The sequence below is a fragment of the Rhodococcus sp. USK10 genome (assembly GCF_019378875.1).
Lineage (GTDB): Bacteria > Actinomycetota > Actinomycetes > Mycobacteriales > Mycobacteriaceae > Rhodococcus_F > Rhodococcus_F pseudokoreensis.
In genome coordinates, this window is the sequence record NZ_CP076048.1 from 7,297,545 (window position 1) to 7,311,691 (window position 14,147).

A 14,147-nucleotide genomic window follows, 5' to 3' on the forward strand; every position below is an offset into this window, starting at 1 on the left:
GCAGTCAATAGCCTATTGACCTTCATTCAGTAGTCTTGTCTCATGGACGTTGTGAAGCGGACCCGTCTCAGCCCCGAACAACGGCGCGCGCAACTGATCGACCTCGGCGCCAAGATGCTGGCGCAGCGCCCGCTCGAGCAGATCTCCGTCGAGGACATCGCAGATCAGGCCGGTGTTTCCCGCGGCCTGCTGTTCCACTACTTCGCGTCGAAGCACGACTTCCATCTCGAGATCGTCCGGCACACCAGCAGCGAGATGCTCGCCCGCACCGCCCCCGACCCGTACGTCGAGGAAGCGCGCGATCCGATGCAGATCCTGCGCTCGGTGCTCGCGTCGTACGTCGACTACGTCACCGAGAACCGGGGCACGTACGTCTCGCTCCTGCGGGGAACGGCGAGCGGGGACCCGGACATGCGGGCCGTCTTCGAGCAGACCCGCGCCGTGATGTCCGAACGGACCCTCGAACAACTGCCCGCGATCGGCATCGAGCCCACCCGCGCGGTCGACCTCGCCGTCCGGGGCTGGATCGCCTACGTCGAGGAAGTCACGATCACCTGGCTGCGCGACCCCCACCTGACCCGCGAAGAACTGATCGAACTCAACGTCCAGGCCCTGCCCGCGCTGGCCATCGCCGCCGCACCCGAGATCGCCGCCGCACTCGTGTCGGCCACGACGACCTGACACCGCCAATACCCCGACGCCGAAGCGGACGCACTCCTTCTGAGTAGCCGCCCCCGTTTTCGGGCGCGAAAAGTCGACCGTGTGCAGAGAAGTGGTGCGTCTGGCCCGGTGGTAGGCGGGATCGGGCTACAGGTCCAGAAACCACGAAGCCGGGTCGAGTTCACTCCGCGGAGTGAACTCGACCCGGCTCGATGGCAGATCAGTCAATCAGCTCTTCAGCCGAAGGCCTCATCGATGATCTCTTGCTGTTCCACAGCGTGCACCTTGCTCGAACCCGAGGACGGTGCCGACATCGAACGACGCGAGATGCGCTTGATTCCGGACAGCTTGTCGGGCAGCAACTCGGGCAGAGCGAGACCGAAGAACGGCCACGCACCCTGGTTCGCCGGCTCTTCCTGAACCCACCGGAACTCGGTGGCGTTCGGGTAGCGGTCCAGCGTCTCGCGGAGACGACGGCTCGGAACCGGGTACAGCTGCTCGATGCGGACGATCGCGATGTCCTCGCGGTTGTCCTTCTGCTTCTTCGCCAGGAGCTCCCAGTACAGCTTGCCGCTGACGAGGAGGACACGACGAACCTTGTCGCGTTCGGCGTTGCCCGTCTCGTACGTGGGCTCCTCGAACACCGACCGGAACTTGCCGGTGGTGAAGTCCTCGACGTCGGAGACCGCGGCCTTGTTGCGCAGCATCGACTTCGGTGTGAAGACGACCAGCGGGCGGCGGATTCCGTCGAGCGAGTGACGACGCAGCAGGTGGAAGTAGCTGGCCGGGGTGGACGGCACGGCCACGGTCATCGAACCCTCGGCGCACAACTGCAGGAAGCGCTCGATACGACCGGACGTGTGGTCGGGACCCTGACCCTCGTGGCCGTGCGGCAGCAGCAGCACGACGTCGGACAGCTGGCCCCACTTGGCCTCACCGGACGAGATGAACTCGTCGATGATCGACTGCGCACCGTTGACGAAGTCACCGAACTGCGCCTCCCACAGCACGAGCGCGTCCGGGTTGCCCACGGAGTAGCCGTACTCGAAGCCGACGGCGGCGAACTCGCTGAGCGCGGAGTCGTAGACCAGGAACTTGCCGGGGTTCTCGCTGCCCAGGTTCTGCAGGGGGATGTACTCGGCGCCCGTCTTGCGGTCGATGAGGACCGAGTGACGCTGCGTGAACGTGCCGCGCTTCGAGTCCTGGCCGGACAGGCGAACCATCTTGCCCTGGTCGACCAGCGAACCGAACGCGAGCAGCTCGGCGAAGGCCCAGTCGATCTTGCCCTCGCGCGACATTTCGCGGCGCTTGTCGATGACCGGCTTGACGCGCGGGTGCACGGTGAAGCCCTCGGGAACGTTGACGAACGCGTCGCCGATCCGCTCGAGCACCGACTCGTCGACCGACGTCTTCAGCTTCGTCGGCAGGACCTGGTCGAGCTCGACCGACTCACTGGGCTCCGGCGTGTACTTCTCGAGTTCGCGAACCTCGTTGAACACCCGCTCCAGCTGGCCCTGGTAGTCGCGCAGGGCGTCTTCGGCTTCCTTCAGCGAGATGTCGCCGCGGCCGATCAGGGATTCGGTGTAGCTCTTGCGGACGCTGCGCTTGGTGTCGATCACGTCGTACATCGCCGGCTGCGTCATCGACGGGTCGTCGCCCTCGTTGTGACCGCGACGGCGGTAGCAGATCATGTCGATGACGACGTCCTTCTGGAACTTCTCCCGGAAGTCGACAGCGAGCTGGGCGACCCAGACACAGGCCTCGGGGTCGTCGCCGTTCACGTGGAAGATCGGCGCGCCGATCATCTTCGCGACGTCGGTGCAGTACTCCGACGAACGGGAGTGCTCCGGGGCGGTGGTGAAACCGACCTGGTTGTTGACCACGATGTGCACGGTGCCGCCGGTGCGGTATCCGCGCAGCAGCGCCAGGTTCAACGTCTCGGCCACGACACCCTGACCGGCGAACGCGGCGTCGCCGTGCAGCATCAGCGGCAGGACGGTGAAGCCGTCCTCACCCTTGTCGAGGATGTCCTGCTTCGCGCGGACCAGGCCCTCGAGGACCGGGTCGACAGCCTCGAGGTGCGACGGGTTGGCCGTCAGCGACACGGTGATGTCGTTGTCGCCGAACATCTGGATGTACGTGCCCTCGGCACCGAGGTGGTACTTCACGTCGCCGGAGCCGTGAGCGGCCGCCGGGTTCATGTTGCCCTCGAACTCCGTGAAGATCTTCGAGTACGGCTTGCCGACGATGTTCGCGAGAACGTTGAGGCGACCACGGTGCGGCATGCCGATGACGACCTCGTCGAGCTGGTGCTCGGCGGCCTGGTCGATGACGGCGTCCATCATCGGGATGACGGACTCGGCGCCCTCGAGCGAGAAGCGCTTCTGGCCGACGTACTTGGTCTGCAGGAACGTCTCGAACGCCTCGGCGGCGTTGAGCTTGCTCAGGATGTACTTCTGCTGAGCGACCGTGGGCTTGACGTGGTGCGCCTCGACCCGGTCCTGCAGCCACTGCTGCTGCTCCGGTTCCAGGATGTGCGTGTACTCGACACCGACGTGGCGGCAGTACGCGTCGCGCAGCACGCTGAGCACGTCGCGCAGCTTCATCTTCTCCTGGGCGTGGAATCCGCCGACCTTGAATTCGCGGTCGAGGTCCCACAGCGTCAGGTCGTGCGTCGTGACGTCCAGGTCGGGGTGGCTCTTGAACTTGTCCTTGACGAACTGCAACGGGTCCGTGTCGGCCATCAGGTGGCCGCGGTTGCGGTACGCCGCGATCAGTTCGAGGACGCGGGTGTTCTTGTCGACCGCGCCTTCGGAGACGTCCTGGCGCCAGCGGACCGGCTCGTACGGAATGTGCAGCGAGTGGAAGATCTCGTCGTAGAACTCGTCGCTGATCAGCAGCTTGTGGATGGTCCGAAGGAAGTCGCCGGACTCCGCGCCCTGGATGATGCGGTGGTCGTACGTCGAGGTCAGCGTCATGAGCTTGCCGACGCCCATCTCGGCGATCTTCTCGTCGCTCGAACCCTGGAACTCCGCCGGGTACTCCATGGCGCCGGCACCGATGATGGCGCCTTGGCCGTTCATCAGGCGCGGCACGGAGTGCACGGTGCCGATGCCGCCGGGGTTGGTGAGCGAGATCGTGACACCCGAGAAGTCCTCGGCGGTGAGCTTGCCGTCACGCGCGCGCCGGACGATGTCCTCGTAGGCGCTGTAGAACTGCGTGAAGTTGTGGGTGTCGGTGTTCTTGATCGCGGCGACGACGAGGGATCGGTTGCCGTCCTTGCCCGGCAGGTCGATGGCCAGGCCGAGGTTGGTGTGTGCGGGGGTGACCGCGTTGGGCTTGCCGTCGATCTCGGCGAAGTGCCGGTTCATGTTCGGGAACGCCTTGACCGCCTGCACGATCGCGTAACCCAGCAGGTGCGTGAACGAGATCTTGCCGCCGCGGGTACGGGCGAGGTGGTTGTTGATGACGATCCGGTTGTCGAACATCAGCTTCGCAGGGATGGCGCGAACACTGGTGGCGGTCGGAATGGCCAGCGAGGCCGACATGTTCTTCGCGACGGCAGCAGCTGCGCCGCGGAGAACCTTCGACTCGTCGGCGGCAGGCGCGGGGGCAGACGCCTTCGCGTCCTTCGCCGGGGCGTCCTTTGCGGGTGCGGCCTTCTTGGGGGCCTCGGTCTTCGGGGCGGCAGCCTTCGGAGCTGCACCGTTGGGTGCAGTCTTGGCTGCGGCACCGTTGGCCGGCTTGGTCTGAGGCTGGGGTGCGGTCGCGGACTCGGAAACAGGGGGAGCCGAAGCCTTGGCGGAGGGAGCGGCTGCAGGTGCGGCGGTGGTGGTGCCGTTCGTGCCGTGTCCGTTGGCTGCGCCTGCCTTGGCGGCGGCTGCGTCGGGAGAATAATCCGTCAGGAATTCGTGCCAACTCGCGTCCACGGACGACGGATCGTCCTGGAAGCGCTGGTACATTTCGTCAACCAGCCACTGGTTCTGTCCGAACTGGGATGTAGAGCTGCTGCTCACGGCAGGTGTTCGCCTCGTTTCTATTTCGGTACCCGATCAGAGCGCCATATACATGAGACTAGCCCTCGCGTGTGACGTGTAGATCGCCAGGCCTGCACGTGTGAGCTGTCTCACGGCCAACCGATGGGGTCACCATCGATGACGGTTCTCGCCCCGCGATTATTCCCCGCCCCGGTCTCCGCCGCATCCCACAGTCCCGAATAGTGGCCACCGGCATAGCGCAGGGTGGCGTGCGATCCCGTCTCCACCACCCGCCCCTTGTCGATGACGAGGATCACATCTGCGCGGGCCGCGGTGGCAAGCCGGTGGGCCACCACCACCGACGTGCGGGTGCGTGTCACACGGCTGCTCGCCTCGAGAACTACCTGCTCGGTGGCCGGATCGAGCGTCGCGGTCGCTTCGTCGAGCAGCAGCAGATCGGGGTCGACCAGCTCGGCCCGGGCGAGCGCGATCAGCTGGCGCTGGCCCGCCGACAGGCCCTGCCCGCGCTCGCCGATGGGGTGATGCATCCCACCCCGCAGTTCGGCGATCGTGCCCAGTGCTCCGACCGCGCGGGCCGCGTCCTCGATCTCCGCGCGGCTCGCATCCGGGCGGCCGTACGCGATGTTGGTGGCGACGGTCCCGGTGAACAGGTGGGCTTCCTGGGGGACGACGCCCAGCCGTCCGCGGTACTCGCCGAGTGGGTACCGGCGGAGGTCCACGTCGTCGACGAGCACAGCCCCCGACGTCGGGTCGTAGAAGCGGGCGAGCAGTTTCACGATGGTCGACTTGCCCGCACCGGTCCGGCCGACGAGAGCGACGGTGGTGCCTGCCGGGATGTGCAGGTCGATGTCGGTGAGGGCGTCGCTGTCCGCGCCCTGATAGCGGAACCCGACGTCGCGCAGGCACAGCTCTCCGCGCAGATGACCGTCGATCGGCTGGAGATCGTCACGCGAGGTCGCGCGCTCGATGGAACTGGGTGTGCGGAGCAGGTCCCCGATCCTCAGCAGGCCCACACTGGCCTGCTGATATCCGTCGAACACCTGCGACAGCTGCTGGATGGGCCCGAACAGCAGCCCGAGGTACAGCACGAAGGCGACGAGCGTCCCGGTGGTCGTGTCGCCGCCCGCGACCTGGTGTGCACCGACGAACACCACGGCGGCCAGGGCGAGGTCCGAGAGGAACGCGATGAACGGAAAGTACAACGAGATCGCCCGCTGCGACCGCATCCGGCTGCGCCGGTAGCTGTCGGCCCGCTCCGCGAACCGGCGGGCGGCGAACTCCTCGCGGCGGTAGGCCTGGGCGGCGCGGAGCCCGGCGACATTCTCCTGGAAGTCGGCGTTGACGAGGGAGATCCGTTCCCGCGAGACCGTGTACGCCACCGAGGAGATCCGGCGGAAGACCAGCGTCGCGACGAGGAGCGGCGGGATGACGGCGAGCGCCACCAGTGCGAGCGTGACGTTCGTGACGACGAGGGCGACGGAGATGCCGAGGACGGTCAGCACGCTCACCACCGCGGTGGACAACCCCGTCTGGATGAACGAGGACAGCGCGTCGACGTCGGTGGTCATCCGCGTCATGATGCGGCCGGACAGTTCGCGCTCGTAGTAGTCGAGCCCGAGCCGCTGCAGGTGGGCGTAGCTGCGCACCCGCAACCCGAACAGCACCCGTTCGCCCGCTCGCGCGGTGAGCACCGTCATCAGGGCGACGACGAGCCAGCCGGCGACGACGAGGGCGACACCCACCCCCGCGGCGGTCCAGAGCGTCGCGGCGTCCTGCGGGACGACACCGTGGTCGATCGCGAACCGGACGATGGACGGGAACGCGATCCCCGCCAGCGCGTCGAGCGCGAGGCAGACGACGACGGCCACGAGGAGACCGCGGACGGGCCGCAGGATCCGCGACAGCCGGAAGTCGGGTTCGGGGAGCCGCAGGTTCCGGGTCTCGATGCCCGGGCTCTCGACGGCCGGCGGCAGCGCATTCACGGCGTCCCGGAGTTCTGGGGTTGCGGCCACGCTGCCCAGCGCTCCCGCCATCGGTCCTCCGCCTGCCCGTCCGCCGGGTCCCGCGCCGGGGGCCGGGGTGCGGCCGGACGAGGCGGTGGTGACGGGTCCGTCCCATTCCTCGGCGTCCTCGGGCCACAACTCGGACTCGGACGGGATGCGCCGATACGGCATCGGGTCGCTCGGTGCGGGGACGCTGACGTCGATGGGGCCCGCGCTGTCGGGGGAGGTGAACAGCGCGCGGAAGAGCGGGCACCGTTCGTCGAGTTCGGAGACGGTGCCGGAATCGACGATCCGTCCACCGTCGAGGACGGCGACGCGGTCCGCGAGCGACAGCGTCGAGCGGCGATGCGCCAGTATCAGCGCGGTCCGGCCGCGGTTGGCCCGCAGTGCCTCGAAGATCGACGCCTCGGTGGTGGCGTCGACGGCGGACGTGGCGTCGTCGAGGATCAGCACTCGCGGGTCGGTGAGGAGTGCGCGTGCCAGCGCGATCCGCTGTCGCTGTCCGCCCGACAGCGTGAGACCGCGTTCGCCGACCACGGTGTCGTAGCCCTCCGGCAACGCGGAGACGAACTCGTCGGCGGCGGCCATGGCGGCGGCGGCGCGGATCTCCTCGGCGCTGGCGTCGGGCCTGCCGAGTGCGATGTTGGCCGCGATGGTGTCGGAGAAGAGGAACGGTTCGTCGAACACGAGGCCGACCGCTTCACGCAACTGCTCGGCGCTCAGGGTGGACACGTCGAACGATTCGCCGCCGGACGTGAGGGACACCGAACCCGACGACGGCGCATAGAAGCGGGGGAGCAGCAGCGACAGCGCGGTCTTACCGGAGCCGGCCATACCGACCACCGCGACCGTCTCGCCGGGTGCGATCCGTAGGTCGAGTCCGCGGTGGACGTGGCGCTCCGATTCGAACCCGAACGTCACCGAGCGCAGATCCACACCGAGCGGTCCGCCGGGCAGCGCGGTGGGGTGCGGTGGGTCCGCGACCTCCGGTTCGGTGTCGATCACCTCGTACACGCGCTCGACGGCGGCCCTGGACAGCTGGGCCATGATCACCACCGACGACAGGGTGCGGGTGACGCCGGTCATCGTCGCGACGTAGGTCGCGAAGGCGAGGAACGTGCCGATCGTGATGGTCCCGTGCAGGGCGAGGTAGCCGCCGATCGCGATGACGCCGACGAGGCCGAGTTGGGGCAGCGCCGCCATGGTCGGGGCGAATCGCGCGTTGATCCGGGCGGCGCGCAGGCGTTCGGCGTACAGCGCCCGGCTGTGGTCCTCGAGTTGGTCGACGGCCCGGCGTTCCTGGCCGAAGCCCTTGACCACGCGGACACCGGTGACGGTCTCCTCGACGTGCTGCGCGAGGTCGGCCGCCCGCTGCTGCGCCGACCAGGTGGCGGCGAACAGCTTCGGTCGCATCGTGTAGACGACGAGGCAGACCGCGGGAACGATCACCAGCGCGACGACGGTCAGCAGCGGCGACAGCCACGCCATGATCGCGAGGGCGAGGACGAACTGGAGCAGCGCACCCGCCGACAGCGGGACCATCGCGAGCAGGCCCTGCACCAACTGGAGGTCGGTGATGGACCGGGACACCACCTGACCGGTGCGGATCTGGTCCTGCCCCCGCCCGTCGAGCCGTTGCAGCGCGCCCAGCAGACCCAGCCGCAGGTCGTGCTGGACGTCCAGGGACAGCTTGCCCGCGAGCATCCGGCGGCCGAACTGGCAGCCGAACCGCACGCACGCGAGCAGTGCGATGAGCAGCGCCGCGGTGCCGATCACCTCGGTGGCGCGACCCGAGCCGGCGGCGTCGACCGCGTACTTGGTGAGGAGGGGGAACGAGATGTCGATGCCGGCGGCGATCACCGTCACGGTCAGCGCGCCGAGCGCGACGCGGCGGTGTGCCCAGCACTCACCGCTCAGCCGTCGAATCCAGCCCGGCCGTGCCTGATCCCGCTCCAGCGTCTGTTCTCGTTCGATCACCGAACCGGACGCACTCTCACTTACCACTGGGTCCACGTTAGCGCCGGGCACCGACAGGGCCGGTATCGGCGCGGCGTCAGGTGATGTCGCGCTGCCGGGTGAGCGCCCAGCCGCCCGCGACGAGGACCGCGGTCCACACGAGCAGGGCGAGGGGTGCGGCAGGCCAGAGCGTCAGCCAGTCGATCTCGTTGCCTGCGGCCGCGTTGGCGACCGTCCCGAGCGTGGCGGACACGGGGAGGATGCTGCCGACGGAGCCGATGCCGATTCCGCTGAGGATCGAGCGGAGGATCATCTCGCCGAGGGTGTACCAGACGACGAGGGCGATGCAGCTTCCGACGGACGAGCCGGTGAGCATCGACACGCCGCCGCCGATGAGCGCCCACAGCGTCGCGCAGATCAGGGCGGCGCCGAGCATCGCGAACAGGGATCCGCGCAGTTCGAAGGTGTCACCGCCGAACGTCAGCAGCAGGGCGACGCTGACCACCTCCACCACGAGGCAGTAGAAGAAGCCGAACGCCGCGGTGACGGCGAGCTTGGCGCCGATCACCCCGTCCCGGCCGCGGGCGGTGAGGAACGTGGTGGTGAGCGTCTTGTACCGGAATTCCGTGCCCACGTTGACCGCCCCGAAGAGCGCGGCGAACAGGACGACGAGGGCGACGGCGACGGCCAGCCCAAACAGGGTGGCGGCGAGGTTGGCCTCGTTCGGATCGGCCTCGAACGCGTCGGTGAACGCGCGCATCACCGGAAGCGTGATCGCGCTCGAGAACATCCCGACGATCAGCGGTGCCAGACCCAGCATCCACCAGAAACGCAGTGTGGTGACCTTGCGGAATTCCGCGGTGAGCAGCGTTGTCATCGCGGACCTCCGGACATCGGACCCTGCTGGGGGTGTGCGGGTGGTGGGCCGTAGCCCGGTGGCGGGGCATACCCCGGTTGCGCGGGGTAGCCGGGCGGCGCGTACCCGGGCTGGGGAGCGTACGTCGGCGGCGGGCCGTACCCCGAGGGCGCGGCGGGGCTCGCCCCGGCTACGTACTGGCCCGCGGTCATCGACAGGAAGAGCTGCTCGAGGTCGATGTGATCGCCGACGGCCCCGAAGATCGTCACCCCGGCTCCTGCGGCGACGGACTCGACGAGTTCGAGGGACGCACCGACGACGGCGAGGCGCCCGTCGGCGAGCGAGCGGGCGTCGACGACGCCCTTCGCGGCCAGGGCGGTCGCCAGCGCGGCCGGGCTCGACGACGCGACCAGCAACCGGCTCTGCTGCGACTTGCGCAACTCCTCCATGCGTCCCTGGTAGACGAGGGAGCCGCGGCTGACGATCACCAGATTGTCGACGGTCTGCTCCACCTCGCGGAGGATGTGGCTCGAGATCAGCACGGTGCGACCGGATGCGGCGAAGCCCTTCAGGAACTCGCGCAGCCAGGCGATGCCCTCGGGGTCGAGTCCGTTGGCGGGTTCGTCGAGGATCAGGATCCGCGGATCACCGAGCAGCGCCGTCGCCAGCGACAGCCGCTGGCGCATGCCGAGGGAGAAACCGCCGGCCTTGCGCCCCGCGACGTCTTCGAGTCCGACGAGTGCGAGCACCTGGCGTGCGCGGGCGTCCGGAACGCGGATCGCGGACGCGTACACCTTCAAGTGGTCGAGTGCCGTCCGGTTGGGGTGCAGGCTCTGCGAGTCGAGGACGGCGCCGACCGTGCGCGCGGGGTCGACGAGCGATCGGATCGGGACCCCGGCGACCGTGGAGGTGCCGGACGTCGGCTTCACGAGACCGAGGATCATCCGCAGCGTCGTGGTCTTGCCCGAGCCGTTGGGCCCGAGGAATCCGGTGATCGATCCCTGCGGCACGGTGAAGGCGAGGTCCGTGACCGCGTCGACGTTCTTGAAGCGCTTCGACAGCCCCCGCACCTCGATGGGCGCCGCGAAACTTCCCGGGATTGCTGTGGTCAACCCGTCCTCCCCTGCCACAATCGAATGGAACTGTTTCGACCCTACTGGGCTGCCGTGCCGAGATTCACCAACTGACGTACAGGCGTCGCGACGGCGCTTGCTGAAACCAATCGATTGGGGACGCACATGAGCAAGCACCATCATCATCACCACCGCGACGTCATTTCTCCCGCGTACACCGGGCGCCTGTCGATCGACCCGTTTCCGGCGTTGCGGTTGCCGGACGACGAGACCGATCCCGAGGCCACGTACCGGTTCATCCACGACGAGTTGATGCTCGACGGCAGTTCCCGGTTGAACCTGGCCACGTTCGTCACCACGTGGATGGATCCCGAGGCCGACAAATTGATGGCCGAGACTTTCGACAAGAACATGATCGACAAGGACGAGTACCCCGCGACGGCGGCGATCGAGGCGCGTTGTGTGTCGATGGTGGCCGATCTTTTCCATGCCCCCGACCTGTCGACCACCGACCCGGCCAGCGCCACCGGCGTCTCGACGATCGGTTCCAGCGAGGCGGTCATGCTCGGAGGGCTTGCGCTCAAGTGGCGGTGGCGGGCGAAGCGGGAGGCGGCGGGGAAGGACACGGCCCGGCCGAATCTGGTGCTCGGCAGCAACGTCCAGGTGGTGTGGGAGAAGTTCTGCCGGTACTTCGACGTCGAGCCCAAGTACCTGCCGATGGAGAAGGGCCGTTACGTCATCACGCCGGAGCAGGTGCGGGACGCGGTCGACGAGAACACCATCGGTGCGATCGTGATCGTGGGCACCACCTATACCGGGGAACTCGAGCCGGTGGCCGAGATCGCGGCAGCTCTCGACGCGCTCGCCGCGTCCGGCGGCCCGGACGTCCCGATCCACGTGGACGCGGCGAGCGGTGGCTTCGTCGTCCCCTTCCTGCAACCGGAGTTGTTGTGGGACTTCCGGGTTCCGCGCGTCGCCTCGATCAACGTGAGCGGTCACAAGTACGGGCTGACGTATCCGGGGATCGGGTTCGTGGTGTGGCGTGAGCGCGAGTACCTTCCCGAGGGGCTGGTGTTCCGGGTCAACTACCTGGGCGGCGACATGCCGACGTTCACCCTCAACTTCTCGCGGCCCGGCAATCAGGTGGTGGGCCAGTACTACAACTTCCTGCGGCTCGGCCGGAAAGGCTACCGGTCGATCATGGAGACGCTGCGCGACACCGCGGTCCGGGTCGGCAAGCGCATCGCCGAGCTCGAACACTTCACCCTCATCACGGACGGGACCGACATACCGGTGCTGGCGTTCGAACTGGCCGGCGACCCCGGGTTCACGGTCTTCGACGTGTCACACGAGATGCGGGCGCGGGGCTGGCAGGTGCCCGCGTACACGATGCCCGCCGACGCGGAGGACGTGGCGGTTCTGCGCATCGTCGTGCGCGAGGGCTTCAGCGCCGACCTGGGGACCCTCGTCGCCGAGGCGATCGAGGAAGTGTGCGCCGAACTCGCCGAGAAGGGCGGCGGGCATTCGACGGAACAGCACTTCGCCCACTAGGTCACGCTTCGATCGCGCGGAGTTCGTCCGGCCAGCGGGCCGGGGCGGGACCGAATGCCTCCCGCGAATTCTTGACGACGCCCTTGCCGATGGCCCGGTTGCCGGCGCCGCCGATGGCGGCGCCGATGCCGGCGGGCACCAGTTTGCCGAGGATCAGCGCGCTGCGGCGGGCGGCGTACTTGGTGATGAACTTGCGCACCAGGGTGCTGTTCATGCCCTTCATCGTGGGGCCGGGGATGCGGCTGGTGATGGCGGTTGCCCAGTTCTTCGCCGTCACGCCCGTCGCCTTCTGGACGATTTCCATGCCCGATTCGCCGAGGGCCACCGAGAGGACCAGTGCGCGCCGCTGCTGGTGGTCGGCGGCCGAGATGCCGTGCACCGACGCGACGGCGAGCGTGAGCAGCGCCGCCGCTTCCAGGAAGAACGCCGATTCGGCGCCGACGGCCGCGATGGACGCGACGGTGCCGACGCCGGGAATGGCGGCGGTGGCGCCGACCGCGCTGCCGCTGCCCGTCACGGCGAGCAGGAACATCTTCTCCATGCGTTCGACGATCTCCGCGGGCGACTCACCGGGGTGCGAGCGCCGGACCCATTCGACGTACTTGGCGACCGCGGGCGCCTGGAGTCGGCTTCCGTTGTCGAGGACCGAGACCAGTACCTTCTCCACCGGTCCACCATTGCCAGCCATCGGGGCTCCCGTCTCGCCTAGTGCTTCGAGTGTGCTGGCACCGACTGTAGGTGAGCGAACGCCGTGGCCGGTGTCGGCACCGTTGCCTAGGCTGGTGTCGTGAGCGTCGCCGACAGCGATACCGCGGTGTCGTCCGGGGCCTTCCGGCGCCCGGCGGCGTCGTTGCGCGCGCTGGTCTCGGGGTACGACGGCTACCGGCTGGCCGGGTTCGAGCCCGGCATCCACCTCGGTCTGCCCTCGCCCTGCCTGACGGTGATCGTGACCATCGACGAGCCCCTCGACATCGCCGCCCAGGCAGCGCCCGACCAGGCGCCCGGCCGGTACGACACTCTGGCCAGCGGCATCGCGACGGCACCGGTGACGATCCGGCACGACGGCAACCAGCACGGCGTCCAGCTGGCCCTCAGCCCGCTCGGCGCCCGGGCGCTGCTGGGCGTGCCCACCGCCGCCCTGGGCGCGTGGGTCGTCGGCCTCGAGGACCTGCTCGGTCCCGATGCGGGGGAGCTGACGGAACGGCTGTCCCTCGAACCCGGCTGGGACGGGCGGTTCGCGATCCTCGACGAGATCCTCACGCGCCGCGCCCAGCCGGCGGAGATCGACCCGCATCTCACCCGCGCCTGGTGCCTGCTCGTCGCCGGCGGCGGCGTCCGGGTCGCCGACGTCGCGCACGAGGTCGGCTGGAGCAGAAGACATCTGGTGAACAGGTTCGTCGCGGAATACGGCGTGACGCCCAAGGACGTGGTGCGGTTGTCCCGCTTCGATCGTTCGCACCGGATGCTCAAGGGCGCCGCCGGGGCGACCCTCGCCGACGTGTCCGCGGTGTGCGGCTACTACGACCAGGCCCACATGGCGCGGGACTGGCGCGACCTCGCGGGAGTCCCGCCGTCGCGGTGGCGGGAGATCGACCCCTTCTCATTCGTCCAAGACCCCGACCCCGACGACGGAGCACGGTGATCTCATGACTACTTCGACGCACACCACCTGTGTGTGGCCCACGCTCGTCTACCGCGACGCGCGGGCCGCGATCCGCTTCCTCGTCGAGGCCTTCGGGTTCGACGAGAAGGCGGTGTACGGCGAGGGGGACCGGGTCGATCACGCCGAACTCGGCTGGCCGAAGGGCGGCGGCATCATGCTCGGCTCACCCCGCGAGGACTCGGTCATCAACGACCTGCCGCCGGGGACGGGTTCGGTGTACCTCGTCGTCGACGACCCCGACGCACTCCATGAGCGCGCCGTGGCCGCCGGTGCCACGATCGTCGCCGGGCTGAAGGACGAGGACTACGGCTCGCGCGGATTCACTTGCCGCGACCCGGAGGGCGTGTTCTGGAGTTTCGGCACCTACGCCGGCGCCTAGAACCGTCC

The 14,147-nt window shown here is 68.5% G+C and carries 9 protein-coding genes; 4 read left to right on the forward strand and 5 right to left on the reverse strand.

The window, feature by feature from the left end; translation table 11 throughout:
• Nucleotides 1-42: 42 nt before the first annotated feature.
• Nucleotides 43-681 (forward strand): TetR/AcrR family transcriptional regulator, encoded by a 639-nt coding sequence (locus I1A62_RS40370; RefSeq protein WP_087558968.1) that lies wholly within the window; start codon nt 43-45, stop codon nt 679-681.
• 215 nt (nt 682-896) lie between these two features.
• Here the strand turns inward: I1A62_RS40370 and I1A62_RS40375 are convergent, their stop codons facing one another.
• The 4 genes from I1A62_RS40375 to I1A62_RS40390 form a co-directional block, all read right to left on the reverse strand.
• On the reverse strand, nt 897-4,676 hold the full coding sequence (locus I1A62_RS40375) for a multifunctional oxoglutarate decarboxylase/oxoglutarate dehydrogenase thiamine pyrophosphate-binding subunit/dihydrolipoyllysine-residue succinyltransferase subunit (protein WP_219457822.1): 3,780 nt from the start codon (nt 4,674-4,676) through the stop codon (nt 897-899).
• A 110-nt stretch (nt 4,677-4,786) separates the two neighbouring features.
• Entirely contained in the window at nt 4,787-8,665 is a 3,879-nt protein-coding gene (locus tag I1A62_RS40380) for an ABC transporter ATP-binding protein (protein ID WP_219457824.1), read from the reverse strand.
• A 49-nt stretch (nt 8,666-8,714) separates the two neighbouring features.
• A complete protein-coding gene (locus I1A62_RS40385; RefSeq protein WP_219457826.1) occupies nt 8,715-9,494 on the reverse strand; it encodes an ABC transporter permease in 780 nt (259 codons plus the stop codon).
• Nucleotides 9,491-10,585, reverse strand: a complete 1,095-nt coding sequence (locus I1A62_RS40390) for an ABC transporter ATP-binding protein (protein ID WP_219457828.1) — start codon at nt 10,583-10,585, stop codon at nt 9,491-9,493. The genes I1A62_RS40385 and I1A62_RS40390 overlap by 4 nt, the downstream gene beginning before the upstream one ends.
• Before the next feature lie 126 nt (nt 10,586-10,711).
• Here I1A62_RS40390 and I1A62_RS40395 point away from each other — a divergent pair, with 126 nt between their 5' ends.
• A complete protein-coding gene (locus I1A62_RS40395; protein ID WP_219457829.1) occupies nt 10,712-12,097 on the forward strand; it encodes a glutamate decarboxylase in 1,386 nt (461 codons plus the stop codon).
• A 1-nt stretch (nt 12,098) separates the two neighbouring features.
• Here I1A62_RS40395 and I1A62_RS40400 read toward each other — a convergent pair whose 3' ends face one another.
• Nucleotides 12,099-12,785, reverse strand: a complete 687-nt coding sequence (locus I1A62_RS40400; RefSeq protein WP_219457831.1) for a hypothetical protein — start codon at nt 12,783-12,785, stop codon at nt 12,099-12,101.
• 99 nt (nt 12,786-12,884) lie between these two features.
• On the opposite strand from I1A62_RS40400, the gene I1A62_RS40405 reads away from it, so the two are divergent.
• Both I1A62_RS40405 and I1A62_RS40410 read left to right on the forward strand, forming a co-directional pair.
• Complete coding sequence (locus tag I1A62_RS40405; RefSeq protein ID WP_219457832.1) at nt 12,885-13,739, forward strand: AraC family transcriptional regulator; 855 nt, start codon at nt 12,885-12,887, stop codon at nt 13,737-13,739.
• 4 nt (nt 13,740-13,743) lie between these two features.
• A complete protein-coding gene (locus tag I1A62_RS40410) occupies nt 13,744-14,139 on the forward strand; it encodes a VOC family protein (RefSeq protein WP_219457842.1) in 396 nt (131 codons plus the stop codon).
• Nucleotides 14,140-14,147 lie beyond the last annotated feature (8 nt).

Excerpts from the sequence above, each read along its gene's own strand:
- I1A62_RS40370 (WP_087558968.1), top strand. The coding sequence starts at position 43 with ATGGACGTTGTGAAGCGGACCCGTCTCAGCCCCGAACAACGGCGCGCG.
- I1A62_RS40385 (WP_219457826.1), bottom strand. The coding sequence starts at position 9,494 with ATGACAACGCTGCTCACCGCGGAATTCCGCAAGGTCACCACACTGCGT.
- I1A62_RS40395 (WP_219457829.1), top strand. The coding sequence starts at position 10,712 with ATGAGCAAGCACCATCATCATCACCACCGCGACGTCATTTCTCCCGCG.
- I1A62_RS40400 (WP_219457831.1), bottom strand. The coding sequence starts at position 12,785 with ATGGCTGGCAATGGTGGACCGGTGGAGAAGGTACTGGTCTCGGTCCTC.
- I1A62_RS40410 (WP_219457842.1), top strand. The coding sequence starts at position 13,744 with ATGACTACTTCGACGCACACCACCTGTGTGTGGCCCACGCTCGTCTAC.